11 protein-coding genes are annotated in these 16,780 nt (G+C 74.6%); 4 read left to right on the top strand and 7 right to left on the bottom strand.

Translation table 11 applies throughout. From position 1 onward, the window contains the following. The 3 genes from BMW99_RS36405 to BMW99_RS36415 all read right to left on the bottom strand — a co-directional run. Positions 1–245, bottom strand: a 245-nt coding sequence (locus BMW99_RS36405; protein ID WP_218159328.1) for a helix-turn-helix domain-containing protein, incomplete at its 3' end; no start/stop codon positions are given. 280 nt (positions 246–525) lie between these two features. After that, positions 526–2,304 (bottom strand): helix-turn-helix transcriptional regulator, encoded by a 1,779-nt coding sequence (locus BMW99_RS36410; RefSeq protein WP_075018288.1) that lies wholly within the window; start codon positions 2,302–2,304, stop codon positions 526–528. 315 nt (positions 2,305–2,619) lie between these two features. Then, positions 2,620–4,527: a M1 family metallopeptidase gene (locus tag BMW99_RS36415; protein ID WP_075018289.1), complete on the bottom strand. Its 1,908-nt coding sequence runs from the start codon at positions 4,525–4,527 to the stop codon at positions 2,620–2,622. A 372-nt stretch (positions 4,528–4,899) separates the two neighbouring features. On the opposite strand from BMW99_RS36415, the gene BMW99_RS36420 reads away from it, so the two are divergent. Next, positions 4,900–8,334, top strand: a complete 3,435-nt coding sequence (locus BMW99_RS36420; RefSeq protein ID WP_079139012.1) for a glycoside hydrolase family 3 C-terminal domain-containing protein — start codon at positions 4,900–4,902, stop codon at positions 8,332–8,334. Between the two features lie 126 nt (positions 8,335–8,460). On the opposite strand, the gene BMW99_RS36425 is transcribed toward BMW99_RS36420, so the two are convergent. Beyond that, positions 8,461–9,999, bottom strand: coding sequence for a glycoside hydrolase family 76 protein (locus tag BMW99_RS36425; protein ID WP_079139011.1), 1,539 nt, complete (start codon positions 9,997–9,999; stop codon positions 8,461–8,463). A gap of 195 nt (positions 10,000–10,194) precedes the next feature. Then, complete coding sequence (locus BMW99_RS36430) at positions 10,195–10,755, bottom strand: hypothetical protein (protein WP_069466991.1); 561 nt, start codon at positions 10,753–10,755, stop codon at positions 10,195–10,197. 220 nt (positions 10,756–10,975) lie between these two features. On the opposite strand from BMW99_RS36430, the gene BMW99_RS36435 reads away from it, so the two are divergent. The 3 genes from BMW99_RS36435 to BMW99_RS36445 all read left to right on the top strand — a co-directional run bounded on the left by BMW99_RS36435 (position 10,976) and on the right by BMW99_RS36445 (position 15,005). Then, positions 10,976–11,401 (top strand): chromosome partitioning protein, encoded by a 426-nt coding sequence (locus BMW99_RS36435; RefSeq protein WP_075018290.1) that lies wholly within the window; start codon positions 10,976–10,978, stop codon positions 11,399–11,401. A 3-nt stretch (positions 11,402–11,404) separates the two neighbouring features. Then, positions 11,405–14,107 (top strand): tetratricopeptide repeat protein, encoded by a 2,703-nt coding sequence (locus BMW99_RS36440; protein ID WP_075018291.1) that lies wholly within the window; start codon positions 11,405–11,407, stop codon positions 14,105–14,107. A gap of 82 nt (positions 14,108–14,189) precedes the next feature. Continuing rightward, positions 14,190–15,005: a helix-turn-helix transcriptional regulator gene (locus BMW99_RS36445; RefSeq protein ID WP_075018292.1), complete on the top strand. Its 816-nt coding sequence runs from the start codon at positions 14,190–14,192 to the stop codon at positions 15,003–15,005. A gap of 39 nt (positions 15,006–15,044) precedes the next feature. On the opposite strand, the gene BMW99_RS36450 is transcribed toward BMW99_RS36445, so the two are convergent. Both BMW99_RS36450 and BMW99_RS36455 read right to left on the bottom strand, forming a co-directional pair. Beyond that, the gene (locus BMW99_RS36450) at positions 15,045–15,593 is read right to left on the bottom strand and encodes a GNAT family N-acetyltransferase (protein WP_075018293.1); all 549 of its coding nucleotides are present in this window, start codon (positions 15,591–15,593) and stop codon (positions 15,045–15,047) included. Positions 15,594–15,807: 214 nt separating this feature from the next. Next, positions 15,808–16,698: a GNAT family N-acetyltransferase gene (locus BMW99_RS36455; protein ID WP_069466817.1), complete on the bottom strand. Its 891-nt coding sequence runs from the start codon at positions 16,696–16,698 to the stop codon at positions 15,808–15,810. Between the last annotated feature and the right edge of the window lie 82 nt (positions 16,699–16,780).

Consider the following 16,780-nt stretch of genomic DNA (forward strand, 5'->3'; position numbering starts at 1 on the left):
ATCCGCTCGGCGATCACCGTTGCCGGCATCTCAGGCCACTGCTCAAGCAGTTCACGGATCTGCGGCTCGACCACATCTACGATCGAACCCTTCGGCGCCCGCTGATACTTCGGCGGCGCATCGTCCGCGATCGCCCTGCGGACAGTGTTTCTCGCGATGGCCAGCTTCCTCGCGATCGCCCGCACCGGCATCTGCTCGGCGCGATGAAGCCGGCGGATCTCCGCCCAGTCCTCCACGCTGATCACCCATCCTCCCGGCCTGACTCAACGAGCCAGACCCTTGAAGGGGGTCAACTTTCAAGCGCCGCCACTGGTCCACTTTTCAGCCGTCGCCGACAAAAGGGCACGCATATCAGGGGCGCGGGGAACTGCGCGAGCAACCACCCACCGGCCGGTGGACGGCCGACAAGCCCCGGGGGCACCCCGGAAGCCGAAGCCACCCACCGGCCGGTGGACGGCCGAGACGCCCCGGGGGCACCCCGTAGGCCCCGGGGGCACCCCGTTGGGACCGGTGCGGGTGGGAGGGCTAACCGTCTGGCGGAGCCAGAAACGTGCGGGTCAGAGCGACGCGGCTGCGCACACCGAGCTTGCGGTAGACGCGGGTGAGCGCGGCCTCGACGGTCTTGACGCTCACGGAGAGCGCCCTCGCCGTCTCGCGATTGGTCGCGCCGTGGGCGACGAGAAGAGCGATGCGGCGCTCGGTGGAGGTGAGGGCGGCGAGGGGGACGCCGTCCGCCGCGGGGGAGGGGACGGCGAGGGCGTCGAGCTCCGCCGTGGCGAGGGCCAGCCACGGCTGCGCGCCGCACCGGGCGAACAGGCGCGCCGCCTCCGCCAGGGACGCCCGCGCCGCCGCGAGACGCCCGAGGCGCGCCTCGACCCGGCCCAGGGCCAGCCGCGCGCGAGCCTGCTCCAGCGGGTACGGCAGGGCCGCCAGGCCCTGCACCGCCTTGCCCAACTGCAGCGCGGCGAGCCCCGGTTCGCCGCGCCCCGCACTGACCAGCCCCGCGCAGCGGTCCATCACGGCCAGCACGCCGCGCCGCCCGAGGCGCACCGCCTGGGCGCGCGTCTCCGCGACCAGCGCGGCCGCCTCCTCGATCCGCCCGTCCGCCACGAGCGCCTCGACGAGGTCGCCCTGCCAGCGCCGCACCGCGGGATCGCCCTGGCCCTGGGCGAGTTCGAGCCGCCGGGTGCGCCTCAGCGCCCGGACCGCCGCCGTGGTCTCGCCGCGCAGCAGCCGCACGTGGCCCTCCGCGTGCAGCGCCCGCGGCAGGAAGAGCAGGTCGTCGTCGTCCTCGCTGTGCCGGCGGGCCCGCTCGGCCGCGACCAGCGCCCGTTCGGTGCTGCCGCCCGCGGCCTCCGCGAGGGCGACGGCGTACCAGGCCGGTCCCTGGCTGAGGTCCGCCTGCTCGGTGACCCGCAGGCACTGGTGCGCCAGCTCCAGCGCCCGCCCGCACCGGCCGCGCAGGATCTCCACCTGCGCGAGGCCGGACAGGCACTGGCACAGGCTCTCCGCCGAACCGCGGTACCGCACGGTGTAGATGAGGGCGCGCAGCTCGGTGCGCGCGTCGTCGGGCCGGTCGTGCAGCAGGTGCCGCCGGTGCTTGAGGAACACCGGCCCGTTGTGGTCGAAGAGCACGCGCGGGTCCTGGGGCGCGGCCAGCGCGTCCGCGAGGGTCCGCTCGCCGTCCGTCCGGCCGAGGTAGAACTCCAGCGCGGCCTGCTGCGTCAGGGCCAGCGTCTGGGTGCGGCGGTCGCCCGCGGCCCGCGCCAGCACCGCCGAGCGCGCCGCGTGGTCCAGCGCGTCCGCCGCCGATCCGGCCACCATCCAGGCCCGCCACGCGAGACGGTAGTGCAGCCGGGCCAGTAACTCGGGGTCGTCCCGGGCGTCCTGGAGGGCCTGCGGGAACACGTCGGCGATCTCGGCCATCGCCTGCCCGCAGGAGTCGACGATGACGATCCAGGCCCTGACCCGGTCGGCGGGCCGTTCGGCCTCGGCCAGCACCTGGTGGGCGGTGCGCCGCGCGAGCGGGTAGTCGCCGGCCGCCACCGCGTCCTCGGCGGCGGTCAGCCGCAGGTCGTGGTCGGCCGGCAGTCCCTCCGACGGGGCGTGCTCGGCCGCGAGTTGGGCGAGCCGCGCGGCGACCGCGGGCGCGCCGCGGCGCCTGGCCGCGGACGCGGCGTCCGCGAGCGCGCCGGAGACGGACGCGAGCAGCCAGCGGCTCGGGCCGTCGGGCGGTCCGGCCGGCCCTGGCGTCCGCGCCCGCTCGGCGGCGCCGTGCGGGGTGGGACCCGACGTTTCGGTCATCCCGGGTCCCTCCGGATCCGGCCCGTTCGGCGGCCGGGGAGACCAACCGATCGTGCTCCTGACAAATGGGGCGGGTACCCCAGTGTCGGAACGCGCGGGCCGCCGGTCAATGGCGCCGGAGTGCGCCGGGAGCCGGGCGGGGCGCGAGGGGCGGAGAGCGGCCGGACGCCCCGCCCCGCGGTGCGGGGGTCGCGCGATGTGTGGAGCGCCCCGCCCGGCAGCGTGGGGGAGCGTGCCGGGCGGGGCGGAACGGTGGGGGATCCCGGGTCTCCGTTCTCTCGGGTTCTCGGGATCCCCGGCGGCGCGGCGTGCCGGCTAGCCGTCGATCCGGTGCTGCGTCCAGAAGGACGTCAGATCGGTCGTCGTCGCGGCCTGCGCCGCGGCCTTGAACTCCGCGGTGGTGGACACGCCGTACCAGTGGGACTGCGCGTAGCTCCGCAGCAGCGTGCTCATCGCGCTGTCGCCGATCAGCCGCTGGAGGTCGTGCAGCGCGCACTTGCCGTACCCGTACACCACCGTGGAGTAGCGCGAGGAGTGCGCGTCCCAGTAGGCCATGGAGTTGGTGATCCTCTCCGCGGAGGACTGCCAGGACACGCTGTTCCAGCAGCCCGAACCCGTCTTGCCTTCGGCCAGGTCGGTCGCGTAGTCGGTGAACGCCTCGTCCAGCCACGGGCTGTTGTACTCGTCGTCGCCGACGATCCCGTAGAACCACTGGTGACCCAGCTCGTGGGTGAGCGCGTTGCTGTCCACCAGGTCGAGGACGAAGCCCGGGTACTCCATGCCGCCGAACCAGAAGTTGTTGTCGAGCACGGCGTCCACCTCGCCGTACGGGTAGGCGCCGAAGCGGCCGGCGTGCGCGTCGATCGCGGACTCCGCGGTGCTGAGCATCGACTGCGAGCTGGCGGCCGAAATCCCGCTGACCGCGTACACGTTGACCTTCACACCGGCCGGTGAGGTGCCGGAGACCTTGCTGAACGCGCCCGCCGCCCAGGCGAAGTCGCGCACCTTCGTGGCGGTCGCCGTCGTGACGGTGCGGCCCGAGGCGCCGGGGGTGTCGACCGAGGTGCCGGTGGCCGGTACGAGCAGGTTCGTCGGGTGGTCGAGGGTGACGTGGAAGTCGGCGGCCAGCGAGTAGAAGGACTCGCCGTTGTTGGTGTAAGGGTCGAGGTGCCAGCCGGAGGCGTCGCGTATCGCGAGCACCGGCAGCGCGTTGCCGACGAACGCGAACGCGCCGTCGTGCCCGAACCGGTCGGCACCGCTGGGCACCACGATCTTCAGGTCGAAGCCGACGGTGGCGCTCTGGCCCTGCTGCAGTGGGGTCGGCAGGGTCACGTCGAGGGCGGTGCAGCCGACGGACAGGGCCGACGGGGTGCCGCCGGTCACGTTCGTCACGGTGATCGGCGTCGAGGGGCAGCTGCCGTGGTAGTTGTCCCACAGCCGCAGGTAGACGTCGCCCAGCGGGGTCGCGGACGCGTTGCCGAAGGTGACGCTCTCGTGCCCGGTCCAGGTGGTGCCGGCCGTGTCGCTGGACAGGCTCACCGTGTACGCCGGGGACGCGGGGGTGCGCGTGCTGTCGGCGGGCGGTGTGGTCGGGGGCGTCGTCGGCGGGGTGGTGGGCGGGGTGGTGCCGCCGTCGCCGGAGGTGGTGAGCGCGATGTCGTCCAGGACGAAGCTGGTCTGCAGCCCCGGGTCCTCGCTGCCGGTGAACGCCAGGGTGGCGTTCTGCCCGATGAACGACGAGACGTCGAAGGTGCGTTGGACGTAGCCGCTGCCGGCGTTCAGGTTGGAGTACGTGGCGAGGGTGGTGCCGCCGAGCTTCGCGGTGAGGGTGTCGTACGCGGTCGAGGTGGTCGTCTCGGCGGTGTCGACGTGCAGCCAGACCGTGAGGGTGGCGGTGGTGCAGCCGGCCGGGACGGCCAGCGCCTGCGACAGGGTGTCGGTGTGGGTGGAGCCGTAGCCGTCGAGCCAGGCGAATCCGGTGCCGCCGTGGGCGCTCTGCCCGCCGCCGCTCGTGATCACGCCGGAGCTGCTCGTCCAGGGCGAGGTGGCGCTCTCGAACCCGCCGTCGGCGACCACCTGGGAGGGCGTGCAGGTCGCGGCCGTGGCGCCGGACCGGGTACCGGCCTGGGCGACCCCGGCGACGGTCGCGGTCACGACCAGTCCCGCGGCGGCGGCAGCGGCGGCCAGGGACAGCGTTCTGCGGCGTCTGATCGGTCGTCTCATCGTCGCATCGGTTCCTCTCGTGGAGGCGCGGCGGCCCGCGGGGCGGTGCCGGTGGTGGGGGGATGGGAGCCATCCGGACGCCCCGCGAGTCTGGGGCCCGGCCGATCCGGCGGTAACCCCACCCGGTCAGCTCTAGGGATTTCCCTACGCGCGAGTAGGCCCGCGGGGGAGCCCGAGCGGGCACGCGAACACGCCTGGCAGGGGGCCTCGTTGCCGGCCGTCGCGCCCCGGCCGGAGGAAGTACAACACTGAACGTTCAGCCACAGGAATTGCGTTCAAGTTCTTGACGCAGTGTCGGCCGTTGCGCAGACTGCGACTCGTTTGCGTTCATCCTGTGAACCCGCAGTTGCGGACGTCCTTTTGGAGAGTCGCATGCGCATGGCACGTCTGGCCGTCGCGGCAGCAGCAGCCGCCACGATGGCCATACCCCTGGCAGTGCCCGCCGCCGCCGGATCCGGATCCGGATCCGCTTCCGGCACGCCCGCCGCCCGGCCCTGGCTCGACGGCAGCCTCCCGACGGAGAAGCGGATCGACCTGCTGCTCCAGCAGATGACCAACGCCGAGAAGGCGTCGCTGATGACATCGGTGGCCAAGCCGGCCGGCTCGCACGCCACCGGCTACACCCCCGGCGTCGACCGGCTCGGCGTCCCCGGCATGAGCTTCACCGACGGACCCGGCGGCGTCCGCGACGGCCAGCCGGCCACCGCGCTGCCCTCGCCGGTCTCGCTGGCCGCCTCCTTCGACACGCAACTCGCCCGCGGCTACGGCACGGTGATGGGCACCGAGGCCAAGTCCCGCGGCTACCAGGTGATCTACGGGCCGATGGTCAACATCGTCCGCACCCCGCTGGGCGGCCGCGACTTCGAGACCCTCGGCGAGGACCCCCGGCTGGCGGGCGGCATCGCCGCGTCCGAGATCGAGGGCATCCAGGCGCAGGGCGTCGCCGCGCAGGTCAAGCACTACGCGGGCAACAACCAGGAGGACGCCCGCACGACCTCCAGCTCGAACATCGACGAGCGCACCCTGCACGAGATCTACCTGCCGGCCTTCGAGAAGGCGGTGAAGGACGCGCACGTGTGGTCCGTGATGTGCGCGTACAACAAGGTCAACGGGACCTACGCGTGCGAGAACGCGCAGATCCTCAAGGACGTCCTGATCGACACCTGGAAGTTCGACGGCGTCGTCGACACCGACTACCCGGCGAACCACAGCACGGTGGCGTCCGCGCTCGCCGGCCTGGACCAGGAGTTCAGCGGCACCACCTACTTCCAGCAGCTGCCCGCCGCGGTCGCCGCCGGCCAGGTCCCGCAGTCCGTGCTGGACGAGGCGGCCCGCCGCATCCTCCGGCTGGAGTTCCGCACCGGCCTGTTCGACCCGCAGACCCCGCCGGCCGCCGACTACGAGGCCGACAGCGCGTTCGCCCGGCAGGCCGCCGAGGACGGCAGCGTGCTGCTGAAGAACGACGGGGCCACCCTGCCGCTCGACACCTCGAAGCTCAGCTCGCTGGCGGTCATCGGCCCCAACGCCGACACCGCGGTCACCGGCGGCGGCGGCAGCTCCGCGGTCACCCCCTACAAGAAGGTCGACCCGCTCAGCGGGCTGCGCACCCGTCTCGGCGGCAGCGTCGACATCACCTCCGTCAAGGCCGGCCAGGGCAGCGGCGTCCCGGCGATCCCGGCGTCCGCGCTCAGCGGCCTGCAGGGGCAGTACTTCGCCAACACCACGCTGTCCGGCACGCCCGTGCTCACCCGCAGCGACAGCACCATCGACTTCGACTGGGGCACCGGCGCCCCCGACCCGTCGCTGCCCGCCGACGGGTTCTCCGCCCGCTGGACCGGCACGCTGACCGCGCCCACCACCGCCGCGTACACCTTCGGCGCCACCAGTGACGACGGCAGCCGGATCTACCTCGACGGCAAGCTCATCGCCGACAACTGGGGCGACCACGCCGTCAGCACCGTCAAGAGCGCGCCCGTGCAGCTGACCGCGGGCGAGCCGCACAGCCTCAAGGTGGAGTACTACGAGAACGCCGGCGGCGCCTCGGTCTCCATCGGCTGGACCGCGCCCGGCCTCCCCGACCCGAGCCTGCAGGCCGCCGCGGACGCGGCCGCCAAGGCCGACGCCGCGGTCGTCGTCGTGGGCGACTCCTCCAGCGAGGGCTCGGACCGCAGGACGCTCGCGCTGCCCGGCAACGAGGACGACCTGATCCGGGCCGTCGCCGCCGCCAACCCCCGCACCGTCGTGGTGCTGCGGGCCGGCGCCCCGGTGCTCATGCCGTGGCTGTCCGACGTGCCCGCGGTCCTCGACATGTGGTACCCGGGGCAGGAGGACGGCAACGCGCTCGCCGCGCTGCTCACCGGTGACGCCGCACCCGGCGGCCGGCTGCCGGTCAGCTTCCCGGCGACCGACACCCAGACGCCCACCGCCGCCGCACCCGGCCGCTACCCGGCCGTCAACGGCGTGTACGACTACAGCGAGGGCCTGGAGGTCGGCTACCGCTGGTACCAGCAGGAGAACCAGACCCCGCTGTTCCCGTTCGGCTACGGCCTGACGTACACCTCCTTCCGCCTGTCGAACCTGCGCGGCGCCCCCGGCGTGCTCAACGTCTCGCCCGACGGCAGCGCGCCGGTGCAGGTGTCCGTCGACGTCACCAACACGGGCAGGCGCACCGGCTCCGAGGTCGTGCAGCTCTACCTCGGCCACCCCGCGGGCTCCGGCGAACCGCCCAAGACGCTCGCCACGTTCGCCAAGGTGAGCCTCACGCCCGGCCAGACGAAGACGGTCCACCTCACCCTGACCGCCGACGACCTGCGGGTGTGGGACAGCACGGCCCACGACTGGACGGTCCTCGACGGCCGGTACCCGCTGTACGTCGGCGAGTCGTCCGCGTCCACGCCCCTCACCGGGGCGGTCAGCGTCATCAAGAGCGTCGGCGTGCAGTCCGTCGCCGTGAACGCGCCGGCCACCACCGACGCGGGCACCTCCCGCACGGTGACCACCACGTTCAGCAACGCCGGCGACTTCACCGCGAGCGGCCTGCGCCTCGGGCTCACCGTGCCCGACGGGTGGACCGCGACGCCCGCCGCGGGCTCGTCGGCCACGATCCCGGTGATCCGGCCGCACGGCACCGCCACCACCACCTGGAACGTCACCGCACCGGCCGGCGCCACCCCGGGCGCCAACGCGCTCACCGGAACGGCCGCGTACGACCTGGGCGGTCGGGAGTCCCGCACCGCCAAGGCGTCGACCACCGTGCCGTACGCCTCGCTCGCCGCGGCCTTCGACAACGCCGGGATCAGCGCCGACAGCGACCCGGGCACCGGCAAGCTGGACCCGGGCGGCTACAGCCTGTCCGCGACCCAGCTCGCCGCGGTCGGCTACACACCCGGCGCGCAGGTCACCGCCAACGGGCTGACGTACGCCTGGCCGGACACCCAGCCCGGGCAGCCCGACAACGTGTCCGCCACCGGGCAGGCCATCCGCGTCTCCGGCCAGGGCAGCAGGATCGGGCTCCTGGGCACCGGCATCAGCTCGGCGCACTCCGGCACGGTCACCGTCACGTACACCGACGGGACCACCGCGGACGTCGCGGTGGACTTCCCCGACTGGTACAGCAACAAGGCCAGCGGCAACAGCCAGTTGGCGGTCACCACCGCCAACTGGAACCGCCCGCCCGGCGACACCCTCGGCAACCACGCGGTCAGCCTGTACACCACCGGCGGCGCGCTCGACCCGTCGAAGACCGTCGCCCTGGTGACGCTGCCGAACGACAGCGGCATCCACGTGTTCGCGGTCTCCGTGGGCTGAACGTGCCCGTGGGCTGAACGCGCCCATGGGCTGAACACCCGTCCCCGCAGCGGACCGCCGCCGCCCGTCCCGGAACCCGGGGCGGGCGGCGGCGTGTTCAGGCGGCACGTGCTCGGCCGCCCGCGGTCAGGTGGCCTCGCCCGCGGTCAGGGCGTCCAGCGCGCTCTGCTGGCAGCCGTAGCCGAGGCCGGCCAGCGGCCCGTTCCAGTGCGGGCCGTAGGAGTCCAGGGCGTTGCGGTCGTTGGCGTGCGCCGCGTTGGCCTGGGTGTCCAGGTAGGCGTTGTACGGGTGGTCCGACAGCGCCTTGTCCAGGTCGCGCAGACCGCGGATGTACGCGCCCTTGAACGACGCGCCGTCGTTGTCGCACGCGTCGGACTCGCCCGGCTCGCGCAGCACACCAGAGGAGTTGACGGCCGTGGACGTGGTCGAGGCGTTCGCCAGCGTGCGGGCGGTGCTCAGCAGGCCGCTGTCGCCCGTGGCCTTGTAGAGCTCCGCCAGCCCGCCGAGGACGACGCCCTGGTTGTACGTCCAGGTGGTCTGGCCGTTGTTCACGCAGGACGAGCTGAGGCCGTCGTTGATCAGGTGGGAGGAGTTGATCATCCCGCTGGACTGGAACCACGACCACTCGCTCTGCGCGCGCCCGAGGTACGCCGAGTCACCGGAGATCCGGTTGTGCAGCGCCGCGTTGAGCTCCAGGTAGAGCTCGTTGGTGATGGCGTTCTTGTAGGCGTTGGTCTCGTTCCACTGCACGCCGCCGCCGCATGTGCCGTTCCAGTAGGAGAACATGTGGTCGGCGTCGGCGCGCGCGGTGCTCAGGTAGCGGCTGTCGCCGGTCAGGTCGTAGGCGTCCACCCAGGCCAGGCCCCACCACCCCGTGTCGTCCAGGTAGTCGTTGCGGAAACTGCCCTCGCGGGCGTTGACGTTGAGGTCGTACGTGCGGGAGACGGCGTAGGTGTAGCTGGGCATGCCGCTGGTGCGGATGTTGTCGATCACGGACGTGAGCGCGTTGGCGGCGGTCCACCAGCCGTTGCCGCCGAACAGGCCCGTGGTGCGGTCCCAGCTCATCATCAGCGTGGTGGCCGCGGCGGTGCTCGGGCTCCAGGCGTTCCAGGTGGACCGGGCCCACGCGGTGCAGGCGATCTCCGGCCGGTCGCCGGCCTTCCCGCACGCGCGCAGGGCGCCGACGCCGTTGCCGCCCCAGTCGTCCACGTTGTACATCAGCGTGCGCCAGCCGCGGTCGCCGCTGGGCGTCGTGGTGTCCCCGAGCTTGCTGCCCGAGGCCCAGGTGGCGCCGCCGTCGAAGGACCGGTCGATCCAGACCTCGTCGCCGGCGTTGCCGTTGTCGATGCTCGCCCAGCCCATGGCATCGTTGTCATCGATGTGGAGCTGAATGCTGCGGGAGTAGATCGAGGTGCTGACCGGCACGCGGTCGGCCGGCGCGGCGGACGGGTCGCGGCCGTCGCAGTAGGTGTTGCAGATCGCCGTGGCGGCGTGGGCCTGTCCGGCGAGGACTCCGCCCGGCACGAGGCTCAGCAGCAGGCACGCCAGCGCGGAGACGAGTGCGTGCGCCGCGCGACCGCGGGGGGCGGCCCTGCGGCGCGGGTCGCCTGGGCGCCGGCGGGGGCCGCCCGCGCGGCGGGCGTGACGGGACGTCAGAGAGACCATGGGCTCCGCTTTCCGGCGGCGGTGGGGTGCCGCCTCTGCGACGGTGGGGGGTGTGGGCGGACCGGAAGGTCCCCCTCAGCAGACCGCTCTTGCCCCGTCCATGTCAACGCTTCTGCGGTGGCGGCGCGGCACGCCTCCGCGCGGTGGGTGGCCGTCCCGGGCCACCGCCGCTCCGGGCTTCGGGCGTCGCGGGCTTCAGGCGTCGCGGGGATCGGCGGCGGGTGCGGCGGGCCCCGTGGGGCCGGCCGCTGGCCCCGGGTGCGGGTCCGGCCCCGGCCGGGCGGGCGAGCTGTAGAAGTACCGCCCCTTGCCCAGCGGTTGCGCCTCGACCTCTCCCCGCCACACCAGCAGGCCGTGCTTCCGCTCCCAGAGCGCGGCGTTCACGGCGTCGAACAGCCACGACACCGCAAGGGGCAGGCCCACCAGTGCTCCCCAGGGACCCCAGACCAGCCCGAGGGCCGCCGGCGGAACCAGCATGAACAGGAAGAAGCAGGAGTCGACCAGGTGGTGGCGCAGGGTGTCGTCCGCGGGCAGGACCGCGTCGGGGTCCGCCAGCGGAACGGCGGACCGGAAGCCCCGCCGTTCGACCAGCGCGTCCAGCAACTCCCACAGCAGGTAGGCGGCCGCCATCCACGCGGTCCACGAGCCCGATATGCCGTGCGGCCAGTGCGGGAGCCCCCGCAAGCCGAAGGCGGGCGCGGACGCGCCGGCCGCCGCGCACAGCCCCATGGCCGTGCCCATCAGCGCGTGGTGCACATACCTGACCACAGGCCCGCCCCCCGATCCCCCGCCACGGCCCCACTCGTGTCACGGCACATCCCAGTCTGCCGCCACCCGCGCCACCGCATGCCCGGATCGGCATCCTCCGCTTCACTTCGAGGGCGCCCATCCTCCGCACGGCGAGCGGCAGTTCCCGTGCGGGAGGGGCGGGGGTGGGGCTAGCTTCGGGACGGGTCGCGGTGGGCAAGGGGGTGCGATGGTCGGGGTGGAGCTGGTCGTCGGGTACGTCGTCGGCTGGGCCGTGCGCAAGGCGCGCCGGGTCGCGGGGCGGGCGGATGCCGAGGTCGACGAGGCGCTGGACGCGGGGATGGACCGGCTGCACGAGGTGGTGGCGGCGCGCCTGGGCGGCGATCCCGCGCTGGAACGGGCCGAGGCCGAGGCGGGCGTGGACGGTCCCGGCCTGACGGATCGGACGCGGCTGCGGCTGCGGCTGGCCCTTGAGGAGGCGGCCGAGCAGGACCCCGCGTTCCAGAGGGAGTTGGCGGAGGCCGTCGCGCGGATTCAGGCCGCTTCGCAGGCGGCCGGGCCGGGTGCGCGGGCGGTGTACGGGAACACCTTCAACGGGCCGACCGCGCTCCAGATCGGCGACCACACCACGCAGACCAACACGTTCGGGGCCTGACGCGTGGCCGGGGACGTCTTCCACGGCCCCGTCGCCGGGCAGCTGGGCGACCACACCACGCAGTACAACTCCTTCCACGCCTCCCGGCCCCGGGCGTCGTGGCCGCATCAGGTCGGGGTCATCCCGTCGCGGGCGGAGTGCTTCCAGGACCGGGCGGAGGCGGCCCGGTTGCGGCAGGTGCTGTCCGACGGCGGCACCGCCGCGGTGGCCGGCGGCCGGGCGCGACGCGAGCTGACGGGCGGGGTGCTGGCCGGGCTCGGCGGGGTCGGCAAGACGCAACTGGCCGCGGACTTCGCGCGGACGTCGTGGTCGGCGGGCGAGGTGGACGTGCTGGTGTGGCTGACCGCCGGGACCCGCGGCGCGGCCGTCGACGTCTACGCCCGCGCCGCCGTCGAGCTGCTGGGCGCGGACGCCGACGACCCCGAGCGCGCCGCGGCGACGTTCCTGGCGTGGCTGGAGCCCAAGTCCGGTGCGCGGCCGTGCCGGTGGCTGGTGGTGCTGGACGACGTGGCCGACCCGTCGGTGCTGGCGGGGCTGTGGCCGCCGGTCAGTCCGCTGGGCCGCACCCTGGTCACGACGCGCCGCCGGGACGCGGCACTGACCGGGCCGGGCCGGCGCCGCATCGAGGTGGGGGAGTTCACCTCTGAGGAGGCCGCGGACCATCTCACCGCGGTGCTGGCCGCCCACGAACGGACCGAGCCGCGCGCCGACGTCGCCGCCCTGGCCGCGGATCTGGGCCGCCTGCCGCTGGCCCTGTCCCAGGCCGCCGCCTATCTGGTCGACGCGGGGGTGAGCTGCGCGTCCTACCGCGCCCTGCTGGCCGACCGCACCCGCGGGCTGGCCGACCTGAGCCCCGACGTCCTGCCGGACGGTCAGACCCACACCATGGCCGCGGCGTGGTCCCTGTCGGTGGACTACGCCGACGGGTTGCGTCCGGTCGGCCTGGCGCGGCCGATGCTGCAACTGGCCGCGTTCCTCGACCCCCACGGCATCCCGGCCACCGTGCTGGCCGGTCCGCCGGCCCTCGGCCGCCTCGCGGCCGCCCGCTCCGGCGACGCTCCCGCGCCGGGCCCTGAGGACGCGGCCGGCGCGCTGAGGGCGCTGCACCGCCTCAGTCTCGTCGACGCCCCCGACGCCCCCGACGCCGGCCCGGCGGGCGACCGCACCGGCCTGGTGCGCGTCCACCGGATCGTCCAGCGCGCCACCCGCGACACCCTCACCCCGGACGCGTACGGGGACACCGCCCGCGCCGCGGCGGACGCGTTGGTCTCGGTCTGGCCCGAGGTCGAACGCGACGCAGCCCACGCCCAGGCCCTGCGGGCCTGCACCGCTGCCCTCACGGCATGCGCCGAAGCCGCGCTCCACCATCGCGAAGCCCACGGCGTGCTCTTCCGGGCGGGCGGCAGCCTGGGCGACTCCGGCCGGCTCGGGGCCGCCGTCGCTCACTTCCGCCACCTCGCCGAAACCACCCGGCACCACCTCGGGGCCGACCACCCCGACACCCTCACCGCCCGCGGCGATCTCGCCCTGTGGCGCGGAGAGGCCGGCGATCACGCCGGCGCGGCCGCCGCCTTCGCCGACCTGCTGGCGGACCGCCTGCGGGTGCTGGGCGCCGACCACCGGGACACCCTCTCCACTCGGCTCCAACTCGCCCGCAGGCGGGGTGCGGCCGGTGATCCGGTGGGTGCCGCGACCAGCCTCCTGGACCTGCTCCACGACATGGTCCGGGTGCTGGGACCCGATCACGCCCACACCCTCGCCACCCGCCTGAGCGCTGCCAACTGGCTGGGGGACTCGGGTGATTCGGCGGGCGCGGCAACCAGCATCGCGGACGTGCTCGACGACATGGTGCGGGTGCTGGGACCCGACGACGCCTACACCCTGGTCGCCCGCAGCGACCTCGCCCACTGGCGTGGGCAGGCCGGTGATCCGGCCGGCGCCGCGGCCGCCACCGCCGACCTGCTGGCGGACCGCCTGCGGGTGCTGGGCCGCGATCACCGCGCCACACTCGTCACGCGCCACAACCTGGCTCACTGGCGCGGACGGGCGGGGGATCCGGCGGGTGCGGCGGCCGCACTCGCCGACCTTTTGAGGGACCGCCTTCGCCTCGTGGACCCGGACCACTACGACATCGTCATGCTCCGCGGCGACCTCGCCCACTGGCGGGGTGAGGCGGGCGATCGGGCGGGCGCGGCAACCGCCCTGGCCGACCTCCTCGGCGACGTGACGCGCCTGCTGGGGCCCGGCCACCCCGAAACCCTCGCCATCCGCCAGAACCTGGCCCGCTGGCGAGGTGAGTCGGGCGATGCGGCCGGCGCCGCGGCCGCCCTCCCCGAGCTGCTCGACGACCTCCTCCGGGTGCTGGGCCCGGACCATCCGCACACCCTCGCGACCCGCCACAACCTGGCCCACTGGCTCGGCGAGGCGGGAGACCCGGCAGGCGCGGCCGGCGTCTACGCCGATGTGCTGGCGGACCGCCTGCGGGTACTGGGCCCGGACGAGCCCGACACCCTCGTCACCCGCCACAGCCTCGCCCACTGGCAGGGGCGGGCCGGTGATCCGGCCGCGGCCGCGACCGCCCTCGCCGCCCTTCTGCGCGACATGCTCAGGGTGCTGGGCCCCGATCACCCGCACACCCTCGTCGCCCGCTCCCACCTCGCCTACTGGCGGGCGCAGAATGGAGAGGGCCCGGGCACGCCGGGCTGAGGGCACGTGCCGCACCCCGCGGTCACCCGAGGCCGCCCGCGGCCGGGACGCCGCGGAACCCGCACCCGGAGGAGGAGACGCCATGGCACGCCAGGAACTCGCCCGCTTCCTGCGGGACCGCAGGGACGGGTTGCGCCCGGCGCAGCTGGGGCTGGCGGAGGGGGCCGCGCCGCGCCGCACGCCGGGGCTGCGGCGCGAGGAGGTCGCGGAACTCGCCCACATGTCGGTCGACTACTACGTGCGGCTGGAGCAGGCCCGCGGCCCGCGGCCGTCCGCGCGGATCCTGGACGGGCTCGCGCAGGCCCTGCGGCTGACGGCGGCCGAACGCAGCCATCTGTTCGGGCTGGCCGGAGCGGGGGCGCCGCCGCCCGCCGCGGGGGCGGTCCGCCGGGTGCGGCCGCACGTGGCGCGGATGCTGGAGCGGCTGCCGGAGACCGGTGCGGTGGTCACGGACGCGTCGTACGACGTCGTCGCGTGGAACCCGCTGGCACGGGCGCTGCTCGGCGGCGACCTCGGGCGGCCGGGGGCGAACCTGGCGCGCCGCCGGTTCCTCGGCGAGGGCCGGGCCTACGAGAGTTCCAGCGCCGAGGAGTTCGGGCACATCGTGGTCGCGCGGCTGCGGCGCGCCGCCGCCCGCTACCCGCGTGACGCGCGGCTCGGCGCGCTGCTGGGCGATCTGCGGGACGGCAGCGAGGAGTTCCGGCGGATCTGGGAGACGCGTCCGGTCCACGCGCCCGGCCACCGCACCAAGGTGATCGACCACCCGGACGCGGGGCCGCTCCGCCTGAACTGCGATGTCCTCCTCGTCCCCGAGGACGACCAGGAGGTCGTCCTGATCACCGCGGACCCCGGCTCCCCCTCCGCCCGCACGCTGCGCGGCCTCTCCGCCGGAGTCTGAACGGACGTCCCGGGCCGTGCCCCCGCGGCGCCGGGCGGTTCAGACCGCGGGGAGGGACGGGTCGGGGGTCCAGGGGGTGGGGGCGGTGAGGGCCCAGCGTTCGTGGTCGCGCCAGGCGCCGTCGATGTAGAGGTAGGCGGGCGACACCCCTTCGTAGGTGAAGCCGAGGCGCTGGACCACGGCCAGGGACGCCGTGTTCGCGGACCGGATGCTGGCCTCGAGGCGGTGGAGCCGCAGGCCGGTGAAGGCGTGCTGGATGACGAGGGCGAGTCCCTCGGTCATGTAGCCCCGGCCCGCGGACGGGGCGAAGGCCGCGTAGCCGAGGGACGCGCCCTGGTAGCGGCCGCGGATCACCGAGTTGATGTTGACCGTGCCGGCGGCCTCACCGGTCTCCCGCACGCGGATGAGGTAGCCCAGGTTGGTGCCGGCGTCGAAGCGGTGCATCCAGGTCTGGAAGGCCTCCGCGGTCGCGGGCAGCCGCATCCACGGCAGGTGCAGCTCGGCGCTGGCCCGCACGAGGGCGCAGAACTCGGCCTCGTCGGAGAGGGTGAGCGGGTGCAGTTCGACTCGTGACAGCGCGTTGCCCATGGGCCCAAGGTAAGCCCTTGGTGTCCTGGGCGAGTGTCCTGGGCGCACGTCCCGGGCGGGCCGGCCGGGCGACCCGCTGAGCGGCGACGGGGGGACGGCCTCCGCGTGTGAGCGGGCCGGCCCGGAGCGCCGCGACCCCGGTCCGGCTCGGGCCGGGACCCCCGGGACCCGGCGGGCCACCGCGGCGCGGCAGCCCACCGGGTCCCCGGGACCGTTAGCGCGATGCGAGGTCGAGCCGGTGGTGGACGACCTGGTGGGTCGGCGTGTATCCGAGTGCGTCGCTGATCGCGCGCATCGGCAGGTTGTCGTCGGCGGTGTCGGTCAGCAGGCCCGCGAGGTCCGGGTGGCGTGTGCGGGCGTGCAGGATCGTGGCCGCCTTCATCCACCGGCCGAGGCCCCGCCCGCGGTGCTCGGGCAGCACGCCGGTGCCGTAGTGCTGCCCGTCGCCCGTGCCGTCGCCGGAGACGACCAGTTCCGTGAACCCGGCGACCGAGCCGTCCGCTTCGGCGAGGGCGACGACCGTGTGCAGCAGGTCGCCGCGCCGGGCGACGACCTCGGCGACGGCGCGGACGCGAGCCACGTCCCACTCCTCCGTGCCGTAGTCGGTGCTGCCCATCGGCGTGTCGTCCATGGCCCGGCGGGAGAGCGCGAAGGTTTCGGCGAGGTCGTCCGGCACGGTGCCGTCCCAGTGGAACAGCCGGTAGCCGGGATGCGGGCGGCCGGCCGCCGCGGTGATCGCCGGGACGTCCGCGGCGGCCAGGTCGAGCCGCGCGAAGATCAGTGTCAGGGTTTCGGCGAAGCCGCCGGCACGGAGGAACAGCGCGCCGGGGGAGCCGGGTTCGGCCTCCGCGGTGAGGGCGCGGCGGCCGTCCTCACGGGCGGCGCGCGCCGCCGCGTCCAGCAGTCGCGTGCCGGTGCCGCGCCGGCGCTCGGCCGGGTGGACGTGCAGGTCGAGCTCGGCGTAGTGGCGCTTCCCGGCCGCGCCGGGCATCCGCAGGAACGCCGAGCCGACGGGGTTTCCGTCGGCATCGGAGGCCAGCCACGCGAGACGGTGACCGGCCGGACCCTGCTCGGGGTCGATCAGTGAGGTGAGGTGAGTGGACAGGATGAGCTCCATCGTGAGGGGGCGAACGTCGGATGCGGGTTCGTCAGCTCGGCACTCGTGCGCATCTGCCGCACACCTCCCC

The sequence above is a fragment of the Actinacidiphila rubida genome (assembly GCF_900110255.1).
GTDB classification, from domain to species: Bacteria; Actinomycetota; Actinomycetes; order Streptomycetales; family Streptomycetaceae; genus Actinacidiphila; species Actinacidiphila rubida.